The 24,711-nt window shown below is 65.1% G+C and carries 16 protein-coding genes; 12 read left to right on the top strand and 4 right to left on the bottom strand.

Features of this window, described 5'->3' with window-relative positions; genetic code table 11:
- Nucleotides 1-144: 144 nt before the first annotated feature.
- Both ACVJ19_RS15025 and ACVJ19_RS15020 read left to right on the top strand, forming a co-directional pair.
- Nucleotides 145-1,353 carry an MFS transporter gene (locus ACVJ19_RS15025; protein ID WP_453948461.1) on the top strand — a complete coding sequence of 403 codons (1,209 nt, stop codon included), beginning with the start codon at nucleotides 145-147 and terminating at the stop codon, nucleotides 1,351-1,353.
- Nucleotides 1,354-1,553: 200 nt separating this feature from the next.
- On the top strand, nucleotides 1,554-3,269 hold the full coding sequence (locus tag ACVJ19_RS15020) for an N-acyl-D-amino-acid deacylase family protein (RefSeq protein WP_453948463.1): 1,716 nt from the start codon (nucleotides 1,554-1,556) through the stop codon (nucleotides 3,267-3,269).
- 196 nt (nucleotides 3,270-3,465) lie between these two features.
- On the opposite strand, the gene ACVJ19_RS15015 is transcribed toward ACVJ19_RS15020, so the two are convergent.
- Entirely contained in the window at nucleotides 3,466-4,812 is a 1,347-nt protein-coding gene (locus ACVJ19_RS15015) for an MFS transporter (protein WP_453948465.1), read from the bottom strand.
- Between the two features lie 147 nt (nucleotides 4,813-4,959).
- On the opposite strand from ACVJ19_RS15015, the gene ACVJ19_RS15010 reads away from it, so the two are divergent.
- The 5 genes from ACVJ19_RS15010 to ACVJ19_RS14990 all read left to right on the top strand — a co-directional run bounded on the left by ACVJ19_RS15010 (nucleotide 4,960) and on the right by ACVJ19_RS14990 (nucleotide 10,866).
- On the top strand, nucleotides 4,960-5,613 hold the full coding sequence (locus ACVJ19_RS15010; protein WP_453948466.1) for an ABC transporter ATP-binding protein: 654 nt from the start codon (nucleotides 4,960-4,962) through the stop codon (nucleotides 5,611-5,613).
- Entirely contained in the window at nucleotides 5,610-8,072 is a 2,463-nt protein-coding gene (locus ACVJ19_RS15005; protein ID WP_453948467.1) for an ABC transporter permease, read from the top strand. Before ACVJ19_RS15010 ends, ACVJ19_RS15005 begins: the two co-directional genes overlap by 4 nt.
- Nucleotides 8,062-9,144, top strand: a complete 1,083-nt coding sequence (locus ACVJ19_RS15000) for a lipocalin-like domain-containing protein (RefSeq protein WP_453948468.1) — start codon at nucleotides 8,062-8,064, stop codon at nucleotides 9,142-9,144. Before ACVJ19_RS15005 ends, ACVJ19_RS15000 begins: the two co-directional genes overlap by 11 nt.
- A 90-nt stretch (nucleotides 9,145-9,234) precedes the next feature.
- Nucleotides 9,235-9,621: an MAPEG family protein gene (locus ACVJ19_RS14995; protein ID WP_453948469.1), complete on the top strand. Its 387-nt coding sequence runs from the start codon at nucleotides 9,235-9,237 to the stop codon at nucleotides 9,619-9,621.
- 204 nt (nucleotides 9,622-9,825) lie between these two features.
- Nucleotides 9,826-10,866, top strand: a complete 1,041-nt coding sequence (locus ACVJ19_RS14990; protein ID WP_453948065.1) for an IS110 family RNA-guided transposase — start codon at nucleotides 9,826-9,828, stop codon at nucleotides 10,864-10,866.
- Nucleotides 10,867-11,231: 365 nt separating this feature from the next.
- On the opposite strand, the gene ACVJ19_RS14985 is transcribed toward ACVJ19_RS14990, so the two are convergent.
- The 3 genes from ACVJ19_RS14985 to ACVJ19_RS14975 form a co-directional block, all read right to left on the bottom strand.
- The gene (locus tag ACVJ19_RS14985; protein ID WP_453948470.1) at nucleotides 11,232-12,422 is read right to left on the bottom strand and encodes an ABC transporter substrate-binding protein; all 1,191 of its coding nucleotides are present in this window, start codon (nucleotides 12,420-12,422) and stop codon (nucleotides 11,232-11,234) included.
- 302 nt (nucleotides 12,423-12,724) lie between these two features.
- Nucleotides 12,725-15,889, bottom strand: coding sequence for an efflux RND transporter permease subunit (locus ACVJ19_RS14980; protein WP_453948471.1), 3,165 nt, complete (start codon nucleotides 15,887-15,889; stop codon nucleotides 12,725-12,727).
- Entirely contained in the window at nucleotides 15,886-17,091 is a 1,206-nt protein-coding gene (locus ACVJ19_RS14975; protein WP_453948472.1) for an efflux RND transporter periplasmic adaptor subunit, read from the bottom strand. The genes ACVJ19_RS14980 and ACVJ19_RS14975 overlap by 4 nt, the downstream gene beginning before the upstream one ends.
- A gap of 482 nt (nucleotides 17,092-17,573) precedes the next feature.
- Here ACVJ19_RS14975 and ACVJ19_RS14970 point away from each other — a divergent pair, with 482 nt between their 5' ends.
- The 5 genes from ACVJ19_RS14970 (at nucleotide 17,574) to ACVJ19_RS14950 (ending at nucleotide 24,676) form a co-directional block, all read left to right on the top strand.
- Complete coding sequence (locus ACVJ19_RS14970) at nucleotides 17,574-18,728, top strand: iron-containing alcohol dehydrogenase (RefSeq protein WP_453948473.1); 1,155 nt, start codon at nucleotides 17,574-17,576, stop codon at nucleotides 18,726-18,728.
- A 17-nt stretch (nucleotides 18,729-18,745) separates the two neighbouring features.
- Nucleotides 18,746-20,296, top strand: a complete 1,551-nt coding sequence (locus ACVJ19_RS14965) for an AMP-binding protein (protein ID WP_453948474.1) — start codon at nucleotides 18,746-18,748, stop codon at nucleotides 20,294-20,296.
- 228 nt (nucleotides 20,297-20,524) lie between these two features.
- Nucleotides 20,525-21,565 carry an IS110 family RNA-guided transposase gene (locus ACVJ19_RS14960; RefSeq protein WP_453948475.1) on the top strand — a complete coding sequence of 347 codons (1,041 nt, stop codon included), beginning with the start codon at nucleotides 20,525-20,527 and terminating at the stop codon, nucleotides 21,563-21,565.
- Nucleotides 21,566-22,099: 534 nt separating this feature from the next.
- Nucleotides 22,100-23,698 carry an ABC transporter substrate-binding protein gene (locus ACVJ19_RS14955; RefSeq protein WP_453948476.1) on the top strand — a complete coding sequence of 533 codons (1,599 nt, stop codon included), beginning with the start codon at nucleotides 22,100-22,102 and terminating at the stop codon, nucleotides 23,696-23,698.
- A 30-nt stretch (nucleotides 23,699-23,728) separates the two neighbouring features.
- Nucleotides 23,729-24,676 (top strand): ABC transporter permease, encoded by a 948-nt coding sequence (locus ACVJ19_RS14950; RefSeq protein ID WP_453948477.1) that lies wholly within the window; start codon nucleotides 23,729-23,731, stop codon nucleotides 24,674-24,676.
- The last annotated feature ends 35 nt before the right edge of the window (nucleotides 24,677-24,711 follow it).

The following is a 24,711-nucleotide window of genomic DNA, read 5'->3' as shown; positions in this document are numbered from 1 at the left end:
CGACGATGTGGAGGCACCGCGCCCGCCATTATCATGCCCCCCTCACGCCCCCGCCCGCACTACCTGCCATGCGCCTGCGTTCATGGACAAATAACCGCCCTCCCCGATAGTTTGCGCGTCCATCGGGAGTGAAACGGAACTGCAATGGTCGACGTTCTCGCCGCACCGCAGCAAGGCAAGGCGGACAGTGCGCTGCGCACGCTGACGGGAATCTCGATCGCGCATTGGGTCAGTCATTTCCATCTGCTGGTCCTGCCGATGCTGTTCCCGTTCCTGAAGGACAAGCTCGGCGTCGGCTATGTCGAGCTCGGCTTCTCGCTGACCACGCTCGCCGTCGTCTCGGGCCTGACGCAGGCGCCGACCGGCTATCTCGTCGACCATTTTGGCGCGCGCAAGATCCTGCTGGCCGGGCTGACGCTCGGCGGCTTTGCGCTGATCCTGCTCGGCCTGCACCTCAGCTACGCCTCGCTGATCGCCTGCGCCGTGCTGCTCGGCCTCGCCAACAGCGTCTATCACCCCGCCGATTACGCAATCCTGGCCGAGCACATGGACGAGGCGCGGATGGGCCGCGCCTTCTCGGTCCACACATTTGCGGGTTTTCTCGGCGGCGCGGTGGCACCGGCGATCGTCGCCGCACTCGTCACGATGTCCGGCGGCACCGGCGCGTTGATCGCGTCGGGGGCGATCGCCGTGCTGGTGGCGTTACTGCTGATCGCCATGAACATTCCCGATGCCGGCGCGCACAAGACAAAGCCGGGCGCGGAGAACGCACCGAAGCAGGCCGTCATCACGCCGGCCCTGATGATGCTGACCGTGCTGTTCATGCTGCTCAGCCTGTCGGTCGCCGGCATCAACAATTTCGGCGTGGTCGCGCTGATGAGCGGCTATGGCGCTTCCTATTCCGCGGCCAACGTCATGCTGACCGCGTTCCTCGGCTGCAGCGCCGCGGGCGTGCTCGCCGGCGGTTTCCTCGCCGATCATACCGAGCGCCACGGCTATGTCGCCGCGGCCTGCTTTGCCGCGAATGCGGCCATCGTGCTGCTGATCGCGCTGGTGACGCTGCCGGGCTGGGCGCTGACCGCCACGATGGCGACCGCAGGCTTCCTCTCCGGCGTGATCGCGCCCTCGCGCGACATGCTGGTGCGCAATGCCGCGCCTGCGGGAGCCGCGGGGCGCGCCTTCGGCATCGTCTCCACCGGCTTCAATCTCGGCGGCATCGTCTCACCGCTGCTGTTCGGCTGGATCATGGACCAGAGCGCGCCGCATTGGGTGTTCGGCGCGTCGGTGATCTTCATGCTGGCGACTGTGGTGCTGTCGCCGTTCACGGAACGGCGGGCGCAAGCCAAGGCGTAGCGGCGAATTCAGCTGTCGTCCCGGCGAAGGCCGGGACCCAACCACAGGGAGCGGTTTTAGGGCGAGCTGATAACTCCGAGTCTTCGCCAAACTCCTCCCTGTGGTTATGGATCCCGGATCTGCGCGCGCTTGGGGCGCGCTTGTCCGGGACGACGGGCAAAATAAAACGCGTAAGCAACAACAAAAACGGGAAGAAACACATGAGCACCCCTGATCTCGTGATCCGCGGCGGCACCGTTGCGGACGGCGGCGGCGGCGAGCTGTTCGAGGCTGATGTCGCCATCACGGGCGGCAGGATCAGCGAGGTCGGCAAGATCTCCGCGCAGGGACACGAAGAGATCGACGCGCGCGGAAAACTGGTGACGCCGGGCTTCGTCGACGTGCACACCCATTACGACGGGCAGGTGACCTGGAGCCAGGACATCACGCCGTCCTCGCAGAACGGCGTCACCACAGCGATCATGGGCAATTGCGGCGTCGGCTTTGCGCCGTGCAAACCTTCCGACCACACCCGCCTGATCCAGCTGATGGAAGGCGTCGAGGACATTCCCGAGCCGGTGCTGAGCGCCGGCATTCCCTGGGCCTGGGAGAGCTTTCCGGACTACATGGACTGGCTCAGCAAGCGCGATTTCGACATCGACGTCGGCGCGCAGCTGCCGCATGCGGCCTTGCGCGTCTACGTGATGGGCGAGCGCGGCGCGCGCCGCGATCCCTCGACCGCCGAGGACAACGCGGCGATGGCAAGGCTCGCGGGCGAGGCCGTGCGCGCCGGCGCACTCGGCTTCTCGACCTCGCGCACGCTCAACCACCGCACCTCGACGGGCGACTTCACGCCGACCCTGAAGGCCGGCGAGGACGAGCTCACCGCGATTGCCGGCGCCATGCATCGGCAGGGGCGCAGCGTGCTGCAATTCGTGCTCGACCTCTCCACCATCCATGAAGATTTGCCGATGATGCTGCGGGTGGCGGATAGCACGAAGTGTCCGATCTCGTTCTCGATCACGCAGAACGACAAGTCGCCAAACCGCTGGCGCCAGACGCTGGACGAGATCAATGCGGCCGCACAGCGCGGCCTCTCCATCACTGCGCAGATCGCGGCGCGCCCGGTCGGCCTGCTGCTCGGCCTCGAGCTATCGCGCAATCCGTTCCAGACCCATCCGAGCTACACGAAGATCGCGCATCTGCCGCTGCAGGAGCGGCTGGCCCGGCTGCATCAAGCCGACGTGCGCAAGGCGATTCTCAGCGAGACGGCAACCGCGACCGACGATCCGCTGTTCTTCCGGCCCAACTACGACAAGATGTTTTTGCTCGGCGATCCCCCCGATTACGAGCAGCCGCCGGAGAACGCGCTGGGACCGCAGGCGCGCAAGCAAGGAAGGCAGCCGGAAGAGCTCGCCTATGACGCGATGCTGTCCAACGACGGGCGCGGCATGCTCTACGTGCCGTTCCTCAACTATGCCGACGGCAATCTCGATGCGACGCGCGAGATGCTGCTCGATCCGCAATCGGTGCCGGGCCTCTCCGACGGCGGCGCGCATTGCGGCATCATCTGCGATGCGAGCTTTCCGACCTATCTGCTGACGCACTGGACGCGCGACCGCAAACGCGGCGAGAAGCTCACCATCCCGTTCGTGGTCGCCGCGCAGTCGCGCAAGACCGCGCTCTCGGTCGGCCTCACCGACCGCGGGCTGATCGCGCCCGGCTACAAGGCCGATGTCAACGTGATCGACTACGACCGGCTGCATCTGCATCCGCCGAAGGTGCATTACGACCTGCCGGTCGGCGGGCGGCGGTTGCTGCAGGATGTCGACGGCTATGACGCGACGATCGTGTCGGGCGTGGTGACGCGGCGACAGGGTGAGGCCACCGGGCGGCGGCCGGGGAAGCTGATTCGTGGGGCGCAGGGGGTGGCGTAGCGGGGACTGCGCTTGAGGCGCGAAGACCGCGCCTCACCTTCAGTGTCGTCCCGGCGAAGGCCGGGACCCATAACCACAGGAAGTGGTTTGGGGCGAAGCTGGTAACTCCGAGTCTTCGCAAAACGATTGCTGCGGCGTATGGGTCCCGGCCTTCGCCGGGACGACGATTGTGTTTGTGGTGGGCTTTTGGAGCCCCTTACGTCGGCGACACCGCGCCCTTCAGCGCCGCGGGCTGCGCCGCCGCGCCGCGGGTCAACCTCGCCTTTTCCGTGTTCGGCCACAGCAGCAGCAGGCCGATGACGCCGGAGCCGACCATGACCACCGCGTTGATGGTGAAGCCGGTCAAGTAGCCGTCGAGCATGCTGCCGGCGCGCTGGATCACGGTGCCCATCACGCTCGGGGCGATGATGCCCGAGAGCGTGTAGAGCGCGCCGTAGATCGCGATCACCGCGCCGCGCTGCGAGGCCGGGGTGAACTCGCCGAGCATCGGCGGGCAGACCACGTAGATCGCGCCGCACAGTCCGGAGCCGACGACGAGCAGCGCGATCTGCAGGCCGGCGCCCTCGACATGCGCCATCGCGGCGAGGATCAGGCCGCCGATGATCAGCGGCACCGAGCCGAGCACGCCGCGCGAGATGCGCGTGGTGTAGCCGCGCGCCATCATCACCTGCGAGATCCAGCCGGTAAGGATGACGATGGTGGCACCGAACACCCAGGGCAGGATCGAGATGAAGCCGGCCTGGCTCTGCGAGAAGCCGAGCCCCTTGACGATGAAGGGCGTGAACCAGGTGAGGCCGAGCGACAGCGCCCAATAGGCGCCGAAGGTCGCGATCACGCAGCCGAGGAAGGTGCGCGAGGTCAGAAGCTGCACATACGGAATCTTCGGCTCCGTGACGGCGAGGACCTGGGTGTCCTCCAGCGGGCCTTCCTTGCCGAGCGCGAGCCAGGCCGCGACCCAGATCAGGCCGACGACGCCGAGCGCGCCGAAGGCGTAGTGCCAGGAGTGATTGACGATGACCCAGTTCAGCGCCGGCACCGCCAGGATGACGCCGAAGGCCGAGCCCTGCGACAGGATCGCGGTCGGCAGCGTCCGCTTCTCGTCGGGGAACCATTTGTAGATGGCGTGTGCGGCGACCGAGAAGGCCGGGCCTTCGCCGGCGCCCAGCACGATGCGGCAGATCAGAAGCGTGGTGAAGGAGACGGTGCCGACCATCGGGAACTGCGCCAGCGCCCAGATCACCGCCAGCGTCAGCAGCACCCAGCGCGTCGGCACCTTGTTGACGATGAAGCCGACCACGATGGCCGAGATCGAGAACAGGAAGAAGAACGAGGACCCGAGCAGGCCGAATTGCTCGGCGCTGAGCTTCATGTCGGTCATGATCGGCACGCCGGCCAGACCGACGACGATCTTGTCCGCGAAGTTGACCACCATGAAGAGAAAGAGGAGAAATGTAACGGTCCAGGCGCCCTTTGGCGTTGGCTTTGCCAAACCCTTGGAGTCCCCTGCCGTCCTGCCCATTTCGGGCGTTCCCTGAGCGCTCATCATTCTCCCCATATGTCTTTATTGTCGGCACTTTTTGATTTGGCCGTCTTGGGAGCTAACAACGGCTTCAAAGCCAACGCAACCCCGGCATTTCCACGGCAGGTGTGCTACGCAACATTGAGTTAAATTCCGTCCGGCGCATCAATCTTGCTGAGTATCCGAAACCTCTCAAAGACCTTCTCCTCGGCCGGCGAGCCGGTCCACGTGCTGCGCGGCGTCGACCTTGACCTCAGAGCCGGCGAGCGCGTCGCGCTGACCGGAGAATCCGGCAGCGGCAAGAGCACGCTGCTGCACCTGATCGCCGGGCTCGATGCCGCCGATGCCGGCTCGATCCGGCTGGAGGACACCGAGGTCACCAAGCTCTCGGACGCCGGGCGTGCAGAACTCCGGCGCGACCGGATCGGCCTGGTGTTCCAGCAGTACAACCTGATCCCGAGCCTGTCGGTCGCGGACAATCTGGCCTTCCAGGCGCGGATCGCCGGCCGGCACGATGCGGCCTGGACCAAGGAGCTGGTCGAGCGGCTCGGGCTCGACGGCCTGCTCAAGCGCTATCCAGAGCAATTGTCAGGCGGCCAGCAGCAGCGGGTCGCGATCGGCCGGGCGCTGGCGACAAAGCCTTCACTGCTGCTCGCGGACGAGCCAACCGGCAATCTCGATGAGGACACCGCCGAGGACGTGCTGGCGCTGACGCGTGACCTCGTGGCGCGCACCGGCTGCGGCTTCCTGATGGTGACGCACAGCCTGCATCTGGCCGCAACGCTCGACCGGCACCTCACCTTGCACGCAGGACGAATCGCATGAGGCGCGCGCTGTGGGTGCTCGCGGTGCTCCTGAGCCATTGGCGGCGACACGGGATGCAGTTCGCGACGCTGCTGATCGGGCTGATCGCGGCGACCGCGCTGTGGAGCGGCGTGCAGGCGATCAACCAGCAGGCCCGCAATGCCTATGATCGTGCCGCAGCGACCTTTGGCGGCGTGCGTACCGCCATGCTGGTGGCGCCGAATGCCGCGACGTTCCCGCAGGAGCTGTTCGTAAAACTCCGTCGCGCCGGCTGGCCGGTGTCGCCGGTGCTGGAAGGCCGCGTCCAGGTCAACGGACGCTCGGTGCGGCTGCTGGGCATCGAGCCGGTGACGCTGCCGGTCGATGTCGGCAATGCGCCGCGCCTAGGTGCCTCGGATCTGAGCAGCTTTGTCGCTCCGCCCGGCCAGACCTTGGTGGCACGGGAGACGCTGGGCGATCTGCAGGAAACCGAAGGCGCAGCACCTCCGATCAGCAGCGGCGCAAAGCTGCCGCCGCTGCGCGTGCTGCCGCAGCTCGCACCCGACGTGCTGGTGGTCGACATCGGCGTGGCACAGCGACTCCTCAACAAGCCGGATCAGGTCTCGCGGCTGCTGATCGGCAAGCCGAAGGGCAAGCCGGCGCCGCTCGCGAGCGTCGTCGGCGAACAGCTGCAGCGGGTCGAGCCGACCGCGGAGACGGAGCTGGAGCGTCTCACCGACAGCTTCCATCTCAACCTCACCGCCTTCGGCCTGCTGTCGTTCTTCGTCGGCCTGTTCATCGTCAATTCGGCCGTCGGCCTCGCCTTCGAGCAGCGGCTGCCGATGCTGCGCACGTTGCGAGCCTGCGGTGCCTCGGCGCGCCTCGTCAATACGGTGCTGGTGATCGAGCTGGTGGCACTGGCGCTGGTCGCAGGGCTGATCGGGCTCGTCTGCGGCTATTTCATCGCGGCCGCTTTATTGCCTGATGTCGCGGCCTCGCTGCGCGGGCTCTACGGCGCGCAAATCCCGGGGCAGCTCAGCTTGCAACCTGAATGGTGGCTCGCGGGCATCGGCATCAGCGTTGCGGGCGCGCTTGTTGCGGCGGCGACCAGCCTGATCAAGGCGATCCGGATGCCGGTGCTGGCCACCGCCCAGCCGCGCGCCTGGCAGCAGCGACAGCGCCGCTGGCTGATCCTGCAGAGCCTCGCCGCCTGCGCCGTATTCGCCATCGCGCTGCTGCTGCTTCACTACGGCCAGTCGCTGATCGCGGGTTTCGGCGTGCTCGCGGCACTGATGCTGGGCGCGGCGCTGATGCTGCCGGCGTTCCTCGACATCATCCTGCTCATCGGCCAGCGTAGCGCGCGCGGACCCATCGCGCTGTGGTTCTGGGCTGACAGCCGGCAGCAACTTTCGGGACTGTCGCTCGCACTGATGGCGCTGCTGCTCGCACTCGCCGTCAATGTCGGGGTGTCCACCATGGTGGAAACCTTCAGCCGCACCTTCATCGGCTGGCTCAACGGGCGGCTCGCGGCCGACGTCTACATCAGCGCCTCCGACAATGCGCAAGGTGTCGCGATCCGCAACTGGCTGAAGGAGCGCCGCGAGGTTCAGGCGATCCTGTCGGGCGGACGCGCGGAGGCACAGATTCTGGGCCAGCCGGTCGAATTGTTCGGCCTGCCCGATCACGCGCTCTATCGCGAGCGCTGGCCGCTGCTGGAGACCGCGCCGCGCGCATGGACGCAGCTCGTACCGGGCAACGCCGCCTTCATCAGCGAGCAGCTGAGCCGCCGTCTCAACGTCCGCGTCGGCGACGTGATCGAGGTGCCGGCGCCGGGCGGGACCTGGGAGCTCGACATCGTCGGCATCTATGCCGATTACGGCAATCCAAAGGGCCAGCTCGCCGTCAACGTCGCGGCGCTGATCCGGCATTTTCCGCAGACGCCGCAGACGCGGATCGGGCTGATCGTCGCGCACGACAAGATCCCGGGTTTGATCGCAGCGTTGCAGAAGCAGTTCGCGCTCGACGACCGCAGTGTCGCGGACCAAGCGACGGTGAAGGCGGAATCGATCCGCATCTTCAACCGCACCTTTGCGGTCACCTCGGCCCTGAATACGTTCACGCTCGGCGTCGCCGGCATCGCGCTGCTCACCAGCCTGCTGACGCTCGCGAATTCCCGGCTGCCGCAGCTCGCCCCGCTGTGGGCGATCGGCCTGACGCGGCCGCGCCTCGCCGCGATCGAATTGACCAAGACGCTGTCGGTCGCGCTGTTCACGGCGCTGCTGGCCGTGCCGCTCGGACTGGTGGTGGCGTGGTGCCTGATTGCCATTGTGAACGTGAAAGCGTTCGGCTGGCGGCTGCCGTTTCATGTGTTTCCGCTGCAGCTGATCGAGCTGGTCGCGGTCGCGCTGCTGGCCTCGCTGCTTGCGGCGCTGCTGCCGATGCTGCGGCTGGCGCGGATGCAGCCGGCGAACCTCGTCAAGGTGTTTGCCAATGAGCGCTGACAGGATATCGCGGCGTGCGTTCGCCGGCGGCATCGCCGCACTCGCTGTTGCACGCCGCGCTGGCGCGCAAGGCTACGCCGGCCTCGGCGAGACCGCCGACGGTTTTGCCAGGGTCACCCCGGGAAAGACATTCGACTTCCCCGGAGATCACGGGCCGCATCCGGAGTTTCGCATCGAGTGGTGGTATCTCACGGCGAATCTCGTCGATGCCAGCGGCGCGGCCTGCGGCCTGCAATGGACGTTGTTCCGCCAGGCGGCGCAGCCGGGTCCGCAAGGCGAGGGCTGGGCCAATCAGCAGATCTGGATGGCGCATGCCGCGGTGACGCGCGCCGGAACGCATCGCTTTAGCGAAGTGTTTTCACGCGGCGGCATCGGGCAGGCCGGTGTCACGGCAAAGCCGTTTGCGGCCTGGATCGACGATTGGGAGATGAAGGGTCTTGAAAGCACCGACGATCGCACGCTGGCACCATTGACACTGAAGGCCTCCGGCACCGACTTCAGCTACGCGCTGACGCTTGAGGCCGATCGTCCGGTGGTGCTGCAGGGCGATCGCGGCTTCAGCCGCAAGTCCGAACGCGGCCAGGCGTCCTACTATTATAGCCAGCCATTCTACCGTGCGCGCGGTACGCTCAGCATCGACGACAAGCCCGCCGATGTCACAGGCCAGGCCTGGATGGACCGCGAATGGAGCAGCCAGCCGCTCGACGCCGACCAGACCGGCTGGGACTGGCTGTCGTTGCATCTGTCGTCCGGCGACAAGCTGATGCTGTACCGGCTGCGGCAGAAGGACGGCCAGGACTATCCGTTCGGCAACTGGATCAGCGCCACCGGCGAGACGCAGATGATTGCGGGTGGCGACATCCAGATGGCACCAAAGGCGACGGCCGAGGTTGCGGGGCGCAAGCTGCCGGTGGAATGGCAGATCGCGATCCCCTCGCGCTCGTTCTCGATTCAGTGCAAGCCGCTCAATCCAAACGCCTGGATGGGGACCGGCTTCTCCTACTGGGAAGGGCCGATCAGCTTTGCCGGCACGCATGACGGCGTTGGCTATCTCGAGCTGACCGGGTATTGAAGCGCGGTCTGCCTGGATTCTAGTTTTGACGCGTTTTCCTTACGCGAACCGGTATCCACTTCGCTGGAAAACGCTCTGGGGAAATTCGCGATGTATCATCTCACCGCCCTCGTCACGCTGCTGGCGATCGCATTTTATTTCTTCCTCACCATCAACGTCTCGCGCGCGCGGTCGAGGACGGGGATCAAGGTGCCGGCGACATCGGGGCATCCGGATTTCGAGCGCGCCTTCCGCATCCAGGCGAACACGCTGGAATGGATGCCGATCTTCCTGCCGGCGCTCTGGCTGTTCGCGATCTATATCGGCGATGCGATCGCGGCGGGACTTGGCGCGGTGTGGATCATCGGCCGCATCGTCTATTTCATCGGCTATTCGCAGGCCGCCGCAAAACGCGGCCCGGGTTTCGCGATCCAGGCGCTGGCCGCGATTGCGCTGTGGGCGGGGGCGCTGGGCGCGGTGGTGTTGCGGTTGGTGTAGCCCAACCACGGCCGTCGTCCCGGACAAGCGCGCCACAAGCGCGCGCAGATCCGGGACCCATAACCACAGGATTGCGTTTGGCGAAGACTCGGAGTCAGCAGTTCGCCCCATAACCTCTCCCTGTGGTTGATGGGGTGGACGGCCCCCTACGGCATCAGTGTGCCAGAATGAGGTTGTTGCAAATCTCAGACAAGGGAGCCGTCCGTGAGCGAGATTATCCGAATTGGGATCGATACGTCGAAGCATATTTTTCAACTGCATGGGGTGGACGCGGCGGAGCGGCCAGTGCTGCGCAAGCGGCTGACGCGCAAGCAGATGCTGGAGTTTTTTGCCAAGCTGCCGGCGACGCAGGTGGGGATGGAGGCCTGCGGCGCGGCGCATTACTGGGCGCGGGAGCTGGGCAAGCTGGGCCACGAAGTGAAGTTGATGGCGCCACAGCACGTGAAGCCCTATGTCAAGCGCAACAAGAACGACGGGCGCGACGCTGAGGCCCTGTGCGAGGCGATGAGCCGGCCGACGATGCGGTTCGTGCTGGTGAAGAGTGCCGAGCAGCAGGCCGCGTTGATGCTGACGGGCTTGCGCGAGCAGATGATCGCCCGGCGCACCCAGCTTAGCAACATGATCCGCGGCTATGCGGCTGAGTTCGGGATCACGGCGGCCAAGGGGCTCAGCCAGGTCGAGCCGCTGTTGGCGCAGATCGCGCAAGACGAAAGCGTGCCGGACCTGGCGCGCGATCTGTTGGCGCAGCAGGGCCGCCAGTACGCGCAGTTACAGGAGGAACTGAAGACAATCGAAGCCAGGCTGAAGGCCTGGCACCGTGCCAACCCGGACAGCCGGCGCCTTGCAGAGATTCAAGGGATCGGGCCGATCGGTGCGCCTGAGCTGATCATGAAGACGCCGGATCCGCACGCGTTCAGCTCCGCAAGGCATTATGCGGCCTGGATTGGGCTGACTCCGAAAGACCATTCCACTGCCGGCAAAACCCGTCTCGGCAAGATCACCCGTGCTGGAGACGAGCGGCTGCGCAGTGTCTTGGTGGCGGGAGCGACCGCCGTGATCAAGCAGGCCATGTGCGGCCGCGGTCATCCGTCACCTTGGCTGTTGGCCCTGCTCAAGCGCAAGCCGCCCAAGCTCGCAGCCGTGGCGCTCGCCAACAAGAATGCCCGCATCGCCTGGAAGCTGATGGTGACGGGGGAGAGATACGACGGCGCTCGGATGCGGGCTGCATCCGCGGCTGCCGCCTAAGGGAGATCAGCCGATCGGGTTCGCCCGACCGGCCGAGCCGGAGCTGCAAGAGGAGTAGATGGTAGGATCGATCGATCCGAGGTGCGAGACATCCCGTGGGACCCATCGGCCGAACCCAGGTCGCGTGGTTGATTGGAGCTCGCGTCGCGGAAACCATCTTGGCCAGCGGTTCAAATCAACCGCACCAACAGGCCGGACATATGGATGCAAGCGATCCGATCAGACCGCCAAGCCTCTTGTGCCACGGGGGCCGTCCACATATGGGTCCCGGATCGGCGCTCCGCCCCCGACAACGCTGGCGCGTTGCCGGGCTCCGCTTGTCCGGGACGACAGCGAGGGTGTGATGCTCGCTATGCCTCTTCCCACTACTTCGTCAGCGGGCACCCGCTTTCCTTGGCGGTGAAGAAGGCCTTGTCGCCGGGGACGGTGGCGAGCAGCTTGTAATAATCCCAGGGCTTCTTTGACTCCGAGGGCTTCTTGACCTCGAACAGATACATGTCGTGGACCATGCGGCCGTTCTCGAGCACCTTGCCGCCCTGCGCGAAATCGTCGTTGACCGGCAGCTCCTTCAGCTTCTTGGCGACCGCATCCGGATCCTTGGTGCCGGCGGCCTTGACCGCCTTCAGATAGCTCAGCGTCGCCGAATAGGTGCCGGCATGGATCATGCTCGGCATCCGGCCGGTGCGCTTGAGGAAGCGTTCGCCGAGATTTCGCGTCTTGTCGTTGAGATCCCAGTAATAGCCCTCGGTCAGCACCAGGCCTTGCGCGGCCTGCAGGCCGAGGCCGTTCACCTCGGCGAGCGTCATCAGGAGGCCGGCGAGCTTCTGACCGCTGGCGACGATGCCGAATTCGGATGCCTGCTTGATCGAGTTGGTGGTGTCGAGGCCGGCATTGGCGAGGCCGACGATCTTCGCCTTCGAGCTCTGCGACTGCAGCAGGAAGGAGGAGAAGTCCGAGGAGTTGAGCGGCACGCGCACCGAGCCGAGCACCTTGCCGCCATTGGCGGTGACGATCTCGCTGGTGTCCTTCTCCAGCGCGTAGCCGAAGGCGTAATCGGCGGTGAGGAAGAACCAGGTGTCGCCGCCGGCCTTGGTCAGCGCACCGCCGGTGCCGACGCCGAGCGCGCGGGTGTCATAGGCCCAGTGGAAGCCGTAGGGCTGGCAGGCATCGCCGGTGAGGCGCGATGTCGCGGCGCCGACGACGATGTCGATCTTCTTCTTTTCCTTGGAGAGCTCGTGGATCGCGAGCGCAACCGATGAGGTCGTCAGCTCCGTGATCATGTCGACGTTCTCGACGTCGTACCAGCGCCGCGCGATCGAGGACGCCAGATCCGGCTTGTTCTGGTGGTCGGCAGTGACGAGCTCGATCTTCTGGCCGAGCACCTCGCCACCAAAATCCTCGATCGCCATCCTGGCCGCTTCGACCGACCATTTGCCGCCGTAATCGGCGTAGACGCCGGACTGGTCATTGAGAATGCCAATCTTGACGCCTTGCGCGGAGGCCGGCGCGGCCAGCAATGCGATCGAGGCCGCAGCGGCCAAAAATGCTGATTTCATATGTTAACTCCCAGCAGTCTTCTGTCGTGAAATCGCGCGGATACTAGTGAAGAACCCCGCGCGTGCCCATCCATTTCAAGTTGATCGTTAGTATGGAGGGCGTGCAACACGATCGGTGTCGTCCCGGACAAGCGCGCCTCAAGCGCGCGTAGATCCGGGACCCAACCACAGGATTGTGTTTGGGGTTAGCTGGCAATTGCCAATCGTCGCCAAACCACTCCCTGGGGGTATGGGTCCCGGATCTGCGCTTACGCTTGTCCGGGACGACATAGGGGATGTGGATACGCCGGCGGCAACAATGATCAGGCCGCGACCTCCGGCTTCTTGTCCCGCCGCCCTTCCGCCAGGTTCCGCACCACCACATAGAAGATCGGCGTGAACAGAAGCCCGAACAGGGTGACGCCGATCATGCCGAAGAAGACGGCGACGCCGACGGCCTGTCGCATCTCAGAGCCGGAGCCGGTCGAGATCACCAGCGGCAGCACGCCGAGGATGAAGGCGAAGGAGGTCATCAGGATCGGCCGCAGGCGCAGGCGGCAGGCGTCGATCACCGCCTCCAGCCGCGGCTTGCCTTCGTTCTCGATGTCGCGCGCGAACTCGACGATCAGGATCGCGTTCTTCGCCGCCAGCCCCACCAGCACGACGAAGCCGATTTGGGTCAGGATGTTGACGTCCTGCCCCATGATGCGCACGCCGACGGTGGCGGCCAGCAGGCACATCGGCACGATCAGGATGACCGCAAATGGAAGCGTCCAGCTGCCATATTGTGCGGCGAGCACGAGATAGACGAACAGCACGCAAATCGGGAACACGAGCAGGCCCGCACTGCCGCCGGTGACCTGCTGATACGACAGATCCGTCCATTCGAAGGTGAAGCCGCTCGGCAGCGTATCGTCGGCGAGCTTCTTGATGGTGTTGAGCGCGGTGGTTGAGCTGGTGCCCGGCGCCGGCTCGCCCTGCAGCTCGGATGCCGCATAGAGATTGTAGCGCGCAACGCGGTCCGGGCCCGAGACGTCCTTGAACTCGACAACGCTGCCGAGCATCACCATGTCGCCGGAGGCGTTGCGCGTGCGCAGGCGCGAGAGGTCGCTGGATTCTTTGCGGAACGGGAAATCGGCCTGCGCGGTGACGTGGTAGGTGCGGCCGAACAGGTTGAAGTCGTTGACATAGGTCGATCCGAAATAGGTCTGGATCGTGTCGTTGATGTTGGCGATGGGCACGCCGAGCTTCTGCGCCTTGGTGCGGTCGATGTCGACGAAGAGCTGCGGCGTGTTGGCCGAGAACGGAGAGAACACCGTGGGGCCGAGCAGCAAGGGCGATTTGCGCGCCGCGGCGACAAGCTCGTCGGTGGCCGCGGCGAGCAGCTCAGGCCCGCGGCCCTGGCGGTCCTGGATGCGGATGGTGAAGCCGCCGCCGGTGCCGATGCCAGGCACGGCCGGCGGCGGAATCACGATAATGAAGGCGCCCTGGATCGCGGACAGGCGCTTGCGCAGCTCGACCGTGATGGCGTTCGCGGACAATCCCTTCTTCATCCGTACCTCCGGCTCGTCGAACACCGGGAACAGCGCCGCGGCATTGCCGGCCTGCGTGCGTGTGGCGCCGGAGAAGCCGGCAAAGGCCGCGACGCGGACGATGCCGGGCGTATCGAGCGAGATCCGCTCGATCTCGCGCACGACCTCGGTGGTGCGCGCCAGCGAAGCCGCGCCCGGCAATTGCACTGATATGATGACGTAGCCGCGATCCTGCGCGGGGATAAAGCCCTGCGGCGTGGTCACGATCAGCCAGCCGGCGCTGCCGATCAGCACGACATAGATCAGGAGCATCACCACCGAATGGCGGATCACGAAATTGGCAAGGCCGGCATAACCGTGCGCCAGCCGGTCGAACACGCGGTTGAACACGCCGGTGAAGGCATTCCAGCCGCGCGCGATGACATTCCAGCTCGCCGGCGGCCGCTTCTCTTCGTGCGGCGTGAGGATCTGCGAGGCCAGCGCCGGCGACAGCGTCAGCGAGCAGAAGCAGGAGATCGCGGTCGCGACCGCAATGGTGACGGCGAATTGCTGGAAGAACTGCCCGGAGATGCCGCCCAAAAATGCGGTCGGCACGAACACCGCGCACAGCACCAGCGCAATCGACACCAGCGCGCCGCCTACCTCCTCCATGGTCTTGAGCGCGGCATCACGCCGGCTCAGACCGTGCTCGAGATGGCGTTCGACATTCTCGACCACCACGATGGCGTCGTCGACCACGATACCGACCGCGAGCACGAGGCCGAACAGAGTGAGATTGTTGATGGAGAAGCCGAGCGCCGCCATCACCGCGAAGGTGCCGACCAGCGAGACCGGGATCGCGATGATCGGAATGATCGCGGGCCGCCATCCCTGCAGGAACACCAGCACCACGATGACCACGAGCAGCATCGCCTCGTAGATCGTCTTGATCAGCTCATGGACCGACTGTGCGATGAACTCGGTCGGGTTGTAGCCGATATTGTAGTCGAGGCCCTTGGGGAAGCTCTCCTTCAGCTTCGTCATGGTGTCGGAGATGTTCTTGGCGGTCGCGAGCGCGTTCGACCCGGGCCGCTGCGTCACCAGCATGGCGACCGCCGATTTGCGCAGCAGGAAGCTGTTGGTGGAATAGGCGAGCGCGCCGAGCTCGATGCGGGCGACGTCGCGCAGGCGCACGGTGCGGCCGTCTGAGCCGGCCTTGATCAGGATGTCCTCGAACTGCTTCTGGTCCTTGAGCCGCCCCGTGAACGTCAGGTTCGGCTGGAAGGCGCGGTCGCCGATCGGCGGCTCGGCGATCTGGCCGCCCGCGATCTGCACGTTCTGGGCACGGATCGCGGCGAGCACCTCAGTCGAAGTCAGGCCGAGATTGGCGATGCGGTCGGGATCGAGCCACAGCCGCATCGAATAGTCGCGCGCGCCGAAGATCTGAATGTCGCCGACGCCGTCGATGCGCAAGAGCTGGTCGCGGACCTGGAGCAACGCGTAGTTGGAGATGTAGAGCTGGTCGAACGTGTCGTCGGGCGACAGCATGAACACGACCATGAGGATGTCGGGCGAGTTCTTGCGGGTGGTGACGCCGTTGCGCTGGACTTCCTCGGGCAGGCGCGGCTGCGCGATCGCGACGCGGTTCTGTACCAGCACCTGCGCCTTGTCGAGGTCTGTGCCGAGCTTGAAGGTGACGGTGATGGTGAGCTGACCGTTCGAGGTCGCCTGGCTGTAGAGATACAGCATGTCCTCGACGCCGTTGATCTCCTGCTCGATGGGAGCGGCGACCGTGTCGGACACGGTCTGCGCGGAGGCGCCGGGATACTGCGTGGTGACCACCACGGTGGGCGGCACCACCTGCGGATATTCGGAGACCGGCAAGGTGGTGTAGGCGAGCGCGCCGACGATCAGCAGCACGATCGACAGCACCATCGCCAGGATGGGCTGGTTGATGGAGAGACGGCCAAGATTCATGACTTGCCACCGGCCGGGGCTTGCGCGGTCTGCGGAGCGACCTTGGCGCCGACGCGGGCGCGCTGGATGCCGTTGACGATGACGCGATCGTCAGCCTTCAGGCCTTCGCGGATCACGCGCAGGCCCTCGTCGAGCGGCCCGAGCACGACGGGGCGCGCTTCGACGGTGTCGTCCGGTTTGACCACGAACACGATCTTGCGGGACTGGTCGGTCGCAACAGCGACATCCGGGATCAGCAGCGCCTCGTAGGGTGCGCTGCCGATCAGTCGGACGCGGCCGAACTGGCCGGGCAGGATCGACAGATCGGTGTTCTTGATGACGGCGCGGCTGCGCAGCGTGCCGGTGGAGACGTCGAGGCGGTTGTCGAGGAAGTTGATGGTGCCTTCATGCGACGGCTTGGTCTCGCCGGCGAGAGACACCTGCACCGGGTTCGCCGTATCGCGCGAGCTCGGGCGCTTACCTTCGAACCACAGCTTGCTGTATTTGATGAAGGTCGCCTCATCCATGTCGAAATAGACGTAGATCGGATCAAGCGCGACGATCGAGGTCAGCAGCGTCGAGGTGCCGGTATCGCTGCCCTGCACGAGATTGCCGGGGCTGACGAGATGGCGGCTGACGCGCCCCGTGAGCGGCGCGGCGACGTGGGTGAATTCGATGTTGAGTCGTGCAGCCTTCAGCGCGCCTGCGGCCTGCACTTCCGCGGCGTGCGCGGCCTGCAAGGCCTGCCGGCGCTGGTCGACGACCTGCTCGGAGACGGCACTGGTCTGCACCAGGTTCAGGCCGCGGTCGAGCTCGCGCTTGGCAAGCTCGACCCTGGCGCGGGCGTCGGAGAGCTGGCCGTCGGCCTGCTCGGCCACCGCCTCGAACGGGCGCGGGTCGATGACATAGAGCAGATCGCCCTGACGCACGATGGCGCCGTCCTGGAATTCGACCGAGTTGACGAAACCGCCGACGCGCGGGCGCACCTGCACCTCCTCGACCGCCTCAAAGCGGCCGGTGAATTCGTCCCAATCGGTGACGGTGCGCTTGACCGGCTGGGCGACCGTCACCGGCGGAGGCGGCGGGGCCGCGGCCTGCGAGGCCGGCTTGTCGCAGCCGGCGAGGGCGAAGGCTGCAGTGAGAAGCCCGGCGAGGGCGCCGTGCCGCAACTGAACGAAATCGTGCTTTTTGACAAATCGCTCGCTTCCGTCCGGTCCAGTCATCCCAAGCCCTCGCATCAAAAGCCGCGGAAAATGCAGGGTACGCGCCTGCTCGCGGGGGACACAAGATGGGCGGCAATGATGAACTCTTCAAGACCAATGCGCGCGCAATGCCCGGCCGCATCCCCTGACCGGATGGCGGGTTGACAGGCAGATAGCCGGCCTCGCACGCACCGATTAGTGGGCGAGACGCGAATGGACTTATTCGCGGGGCTCATGAATGGAGACGACCTGCCTTCGCCTCTCCCCGCTTGCGGGGAGAGGCCGGATCGCATCGCAAGATGCGATCCGGGTGAGGGGGACTCTCCGCGAGTCCAATTCTCACCGAGAATGCGGACAGAGCCCCTCACCCCGACCCTCTCCCCGTAAGAACGGGGAGAGGGAGAAGAGAGAGCCGCGCCCAGCGTCTTCGCACATGACGGGCTGCGGGCGCTCGGCTAGACTTCTCCATACAAAACAAGACGAATTGTCCGGGGAGGACAGGCGTGCACCAGGGACGTGTCGTTTACGGCGCGATCGAGGAGGTCGTGTTCGGCCATCCTGCGGCCGGCGCGATCGTCGCGCAGATGGACCGGCTGGGAACCCGCCGCGCCTTCCTGATGGTCTCAGGGACGCTGAACCGGCAGACCGACGAAATCGAAAAGATCAAAGATGCTCTCGGCCCGCGCTGCGCCGGCCTGTTCGACGCCATGCCTGCACACACGCCGCGCGAGGCGGTGATCGCAGCTACTCGCGCGGCGCGCGAGGTGGGCGCCGATCTGATCGTCACCGTCGGCGGCGGCTCGATCACTGACGGCGCCAAGGCGGTGCAGCTTTGCCTTGCCAACGGCATCGACACGATCGACGGCATCGAGCGCATCCGCGTGCACAAGGGCGTCGCGCCCGAGATGACTGCGCCGACCGTGCGCCAGGTCAGCGTGCCGACCACGATCGCCGGCGGCGAATTCAGTTCGATCGCCGGCGTCACCGACCGCAGCACCAACGTGAAGCAGATGCTGCGGCATCCGCTCGCGGTGCCGCGCGCAACCATCCTCGATCCAGGCATCACCGTGCACACGCCGGAATGGCTGTTCCTGTCGACCGGCATCCGCGCCGTCGACCATTGCGTCGAGGCGATCTGCTCGCGCGAGACGCATCCTTATGCCGATGCGCAATCGGTCAAGGGTCTTGCCATGCTTGCCGACGCGCTGCCGCGGGTGAAGGCCGACCCGTCCGATCTCGATGCGCGCATGGATGCGCAGATCGGGACCTGGCTGTCGATGGGCGCGCTCGCCGCCGGCGTGCCGATGGGCGCCAGCCACGGCATCGGCTACGTGCTGGGCGCGGCCTGCGGCGTGCCGCACGGCCACACCTCCTGCGTCATGCTGCCGGCGGTGATGCGCTGGAATGCGCGCGACAATGCCGAGCGCCAGGTGATCGTCGCCGCCGCGATGGGCTTTCCCGGCCATGACGCCGCCGACGTGCTCGATGCCTTCATCCGCTCGCTCGGCATGCCGCGCAGCCTCTCGGACGTGCACGTCTCGCCGGAGCATTTCGACGCGATCGCCGAACAGGCGATGCGAACGAACTGGATCCCGCGCAACCCGCGCAGGATCGCCGGTCCCGCCGATATCAGAGAAATCCTGCTTCTCGCCGCATGATCCAAGCCGGAGGATAGATGTACACTGGTCACCATGCCCGCCTGCGCCCGCTGCAGCCCGCCTTCATCATGGCGGCGACCGGCGAGGCCGTCACCTATCGCGAGCTGGAGGCACGCAGCAATCGCATAGCGCATCTGTTCCGCAAGCACGGCCTCAGGCGGCTCGACCACTACTCCATCTTCATGGAGAACAATTCGCGCTATCTCGAAGCCTGCGGCGCGGGCGAGCGGTCCGGGCTGTACTACACCTGCATCAACTCCTTCCTGACGCCAGGCGAGCTCGCCTATCTGCTCGTCAACAGCCAGTCCAAGATACTGATCACATCAGTCGCGAAGCTCGACATCGCGCGCGAGGCGATCAAGGCCTGCCCCGAGGTCAAGCTCTGCATCGTCGCCGATGGTCCCGGCGAGAGCGAGCGCATCGTCGGCCTTGCGGAGGTGACCGCTGACTTGCCGAAGACGCCGATTCCCGATGAGTGGCTCGGCACGGCGATGCTTTATTCATCGGGCACGACGGGACGGCCGAAGGGCATTTTGCGGCCGCTGCCGGAGGAGCCGCCGAAGCACAATCTGCCGCTGTTCGATTTCCTGACGAAACTTTGGCACTACCGCGAGGGCATGATCTACCTCTCGCCGGCCCCGCTCTATCACTCGGCGCCGCAGGCTGCCGTCAACCTCACGATCCGCATGGGCGGCACCGTGATCATCATGGAGAGCTTCGATCCGGAGCGCTATCTCCAGCTCGTCGAGCAATGGGGCATTACCCACACCCAGCTGGTGCCGACGATGTTCTCGCGCATGCTGAAGTTGCCGGAAGAGATACGGAAGCGCTACGACCTGTCCTCGCTGGAGATCGCGATCCATGCCGCGGCGCCCTGCCCGGCCCTGGTCAAGGACAACATCATCAAATGGTGGGGGCCGATCATCCACGAATATTACGGCGCGACCGAAGGCCTCGGCTTCACGGCCTGCAACAGCGAGGAATGGCTCGCGCATCGCGGCACCGTCGGCAAGGTGCTGCTGGGTGACCTTCATATCCTCGACGAGAACATGAATCCCTGCCCGACCGGCATGCCCGGACAAGTGTGGTTCAAGACGGGATCGCCGTTCGAATATTTCAACGATCCGGAGAAGACCAAGGAGGCGCGCTCGGCCGACGGCAGCATGAGCACGGTCGGCGACGTCGGCTATGTCGACGCCGATCGCTTCCTCTATCTCACCGACCGCGCGACCTTCATGATCATCTCGGGCGGGGTGAACATCTATCCGCAGGAATGCGAGAATCTGCTCATCACCCATCCGAAGGTCGCCGATGCCGCGGTGTTCGGCGTACCCAATCCCGATCTCGGCGAAGAGGTGAAGGCGGTGGTGCAGCCGATGCCCGGCATCGTGCCGGGCCCTGCGCTCGCCGAAGAGCTGATCGCATTCTGCGGCCAATCGCTGTCGCGGCAGAAGGTGCCGCGCTCGGTGGACTTCGAGAAGGAACTGCCGCGGCTGCCGACCGGCAAGCTGTACAAGCGGCTGCTGCGGGACCGGTACTGGGGGAACAAGACGTCGCGGATTGTGTGAGGGTTGCGCTGGATAGCGCGCACAGGCAAGTGCCACAAATTCTGCTGTCGTCCCGGGCAAGCGCAAGCGCAGACCCGGGACCCATACTCCCAGGGAGGAGTTGCGACACGACCTAGCAACTCCGAGTCCTCGCCAAACATCTTCCTGTGGCTGATGGGGTGGACGGCCCCCTACGGCATCAGTGTGCCAGAATGAGGTTGTTGCAAATCTCAGACAAGGGAGCCGTCCGTGAGCGAGATTATCCGAATTGGGATCGATACGTCGAAGCATATTTTTCAACTGCATGGGGTGGACGCGGCGGAGCGGCCAGTGCTGCGCAAGCGGCTGACGCGCAAGCAGATGCTGGAGTTTTTTGCCAAGCTGCCGGCGACGCAGGTGGGGATGGAGGCCTGCGGGGCGGCGCATTACTGGGCGCGGGAGCTGGGCAAGCTGGGCCACGAAGTGAAGTTGATGGCGCCACAGCACGTGAAGCCCTATGTCAAGCGCAACAAGAACGACGGGCGCGACGCTGAGGCCCTGTGCGAGGCGATGAGCCGGCCGACGATGCGGTTCGTGCTGGTGAAGAGTGCCGAGCAGCAGGCCGCGTTGATGCTGACGGGCTTGCGCGAGCAGATGATCGCCCGGCGCACCCAGCTTAGCAACATGATCCGCGGCTATGCGGCTGAGTTCGGGATCACGGCGGCCAAGGGGCTCAGCCAGGTCGAGCCGCTGTTGGCGCAGATCGCGCAAGACGAAAGCGTGCCGGACCTGGCGCGCGATCTGTTGGCGCAGCAGGGCCGCCAGTACGCGCAGTTACAGGAGGAACTGAAGACAATCGAAGCCAGGCTGAAGGCCTGGCACCGTGCCAACCCGGACAGCCGGCGCCTTGCAGAGATTCAAGGGATCGGGCCGATCGGTGCGCCTGAGCTGATCATGAAGACGCCGGATCCGCACGCGTTCAGCTCCGCAAGGCATTATGCGGCCTGGATTGGGCTGTCTCCGAAAGACCATTCCACTGCCGGCAAAACCCGTCTCGGCAAGATCACCCGTGCTGGAGACGAGCGGCTGCGCAGCGTCCTGGTGGCGGGAGCGACCGCCGTGATCAAGCAGGCCATGTGCGGCCGCGGTCATCCGTCACCTTGGCTGTTGGCCCTGCTCAAGCGCAAGCCGCCCAAGCTCGCAGCCGTGGCGCTCGCCAACAAGAATGCCCGCATCGCCTGGAAGCTGATGGTGACGGGGGAGAGATACGACGGCGCTCGGATGCGGGCTGCATCCGCGGCTGCCGCCTAAGACAGATCAGCCGATCGGGTTCGCCCGACCGGCCGAGCCGGAGCTGCAAGAGGAGTAGATGGTAGGATCGATCGATCCGAGGTGCGAGACATCCCGTGGGACCCATCGGCCGAACCCAGGTCGCGTGGTTGATTGGAGCTCGCGTCGCGGAAACCATCTTGGCCAGCGGTTCAAATCAACCGCACCAACAGGCCGGACATATGGATGCAAGCGATCCGATCAGACCGCCAAGCCTCTTGTGCCACGGGGGCCGTCCACATATGGGTCCCGGATCTGCACGCGCTTAAGGCGCGCTTGTCCGGGACGACGGTTGAGTGTGTTGCGGCAGTCGAGACTAACGCCCGCGCGGGAACCACCCCGTTCGCACCTGCACTCTCACATTATGAAAGTGTGAAAGCCCCTGCGGCCTTACGTCATCCGAATTGCCGAGAGCGCGGCTGCCGTTGCCGGTTGCCTCCCTCCACGCGCGTCGGCTATCGTCCTGACAAACAGGCCGGAAAAGGCCCAAAAGACTAAAGTCCAGGGAGGACGAGGATGCGGAGCGTGCGGGCGCTCGCCGCGAGGGCGGCGCTATCTTTGCTGGCGTTTTCGACCATTGCATTCGCCGACGCGCCCAAGCAGGGCGGAATCCTGCGGATGTATCATCGCGACAGCCCCGGCAATGCCTCGATCCATGAAGGCGCGACCTACTCGCTCAATGTTCCCTTCATGCCCGTGTTCAACAACCTCGTCATTTACAAGCAGGACGAGGCGCAGAACCGGATGGACAACATCATTCCGGAGCTTGCCGAGAGCTGGGCCTGGGTGAACGACAACAAGACCCTGACCTTCAAGCTGCGCCAGGGCGTGAAATGGCACGACGGCAAGCCGTTCACCTCCGCCGACGTCAAATGCACCTTCGACATGCTGATGGGCAAGTCGCAGCAGAAGTTCCGGCAGAACCCGCGCAAGACCTGGTACGAGCAGGTCAACGACATCTCGACCAATGGCGACTCCGAGGTCTCGTTCAACCTGAAGCGGCCGCAGCCCTCGCTGCTGGCGCTGCTCGCCTCCGGCTATACGCCGGTCTATCCCTGCCACGTCTCGCCGGGCGACATGCGCACGCACCCGATCGGCACCGGGCCGTTCAAATTCGTCGAGTTCAAGGCCAATGAATCGATCAAGCTGACGCGCAACACGGATTACTGGCGCAAGGGCCGGCCCTTTCTCGACGGCATCGAGTTCACCATCATCCCGAACCGCTCGACCGCGATCCTCGCCTTCGTCGCCGGCAAGTTCGACATGGCGTTCCCGACCGAGGTGAGCATTCCCTTGCTGAAGGACGTGAAATCGCAGGCGCCGAACGCGGTCTGCGTGGTCGAGCCCAACAACGTCGCGACCAACATCATCGTCAATTCGAGCGCGCCGCCGTTCGACAATATCGACATCCGCCGCGCCATGGCGCTGGCGCTGGATCGCAAGGCGTTCATCTCGATCATGTTCGAGGGCCAGGGCGATGTCGGCGGCACGCTGCTGCCGCCGCCGAACGGGCTGTGGGGCATGCCGAAGGAGATGCTGGAAACCATTCCGGGCTACGGCCCCAATGTGAACGCCAACCGCGAGGAAGCGAAGAAGCTGATGCAGAAGGCCGGGTACGGGCCGGACAAGCATCTCGCCGTCAAGGTCTCCACGCGCAACATCCCGATCTATCGCGATCCCGCGGTGATCCTGATCGACCAGCTCAAGAGCATCTATATCGACGGCGAGCTCGACGTGGTCGAGACCGCGAACTGGTTCCCGAAGGTCGCGCGCAAGGATTACATGATCGGGCTCAATCTCACCGGCAATGCGGTGGACGACCCCGACCAGTCCTTCTACGAGAACTATTCCTGCGGCTCCGAGCGCAACTATACCAACTATTGCAACAAGGAGATCGAGAAGCTGTTCGACGTGCAGTCGCAGGAGACCGATATCGCCAAACGCAAGAAACTGGTGTGGGACATCGACAAGAAGTTGCAGGAGGACGTGGCCCGCCCGATCATCTTCCACGCGCGCACCGGCACCTGCTGGCAGCCCTACGTCAAGGGCGTGACTGTGATGTCGAACAGCTCGTATAATGGGTACCGGTACGAAGACGTTTGGATGGACAAGTAGCGCGCTAACGGCTCGACGGGAGGGCGCGGGATGTTTGCCTATCTGGTGCGGCGCCTGTTCCTGATGCTCGTGACCCTGTTCGGGATCTCGGTCGTCATATTCTTCCTGCTGCGCATCGTGCCCGGCAACATCGTCGACATCCTGTTCGCCGCGGCCGGCTACGTCGATCCCGCCGACAAGGCCAATCTGGAGAAAGAGCTCGGGATCGACCGTCCGCTGATCGTGCAATATTGGCACTGGATCAGCGGTTTTCTGCGCGGTGATTTCGGATACTCCTATGTCTCCGAGAAGCCGGCGCTGCAGGAGATCCTGCCGCGGATTCCGATCACGGCGCGGCTCGCCGGCCTCGCGCTGCTGTTCTCAACATCCATCGGCATTCCCTTAGGGGTCATCAGCGCGGTCAAGCAGGGCACACGGCTCGACTACGCGCTGCGCGTCGTCAGCCTCAGCGGCTTGTCGCTGCCCTCGTTCTGGCTCGGCCTTCTGATCCTCACCGCGTCGGTCGCGATGTTCGGCCAGATGCCGATCTTCAATCTCAATCCGGCTACGTGGCTCGAAGCGTTCGCGACCTACGCCGTGCCGGCCGCGGCCGTCGGCTTCCGCAGCGCGGCGCTGACCATGCGCATCACGCGATCCTCGATGCTGGAGGTGCTGCGGCAGGACTATATCCGCACCGCCCGCGCCAAGGGCGCCTCCGATGCGGCCGTGAACTATCACCACGCGCTGAAGAACGCGATCCTGCCCGTCATCACCGTGATCGGCATCGAAGCGGCGTTCCTGATCGGCGGTCTGATCGTCACCGAGACCGTGTTCAACATCCCCGGCGTCGCGCGCTTTCTGGTCGAGGCGATCCGCTGGCGCGACTATCCGATCGTGCAGAACCTCGTGATGTTCATCGCGGTGGTGGTGGTGTTCGCGAATTTCACCGTCGACATGCTCTACGCGGTGTTTGATCCGCGGATCAGGTACACGGATTAGGCTCATGATTGTCTCTCACACAGCGTGTGCACTCT

Source organism: Bradyrhizobium sp. USDA 376, assembly GCF_054063675.1.
This window is presented reverse-complemented; position numbering and strand designations above follow the sequence as displayed.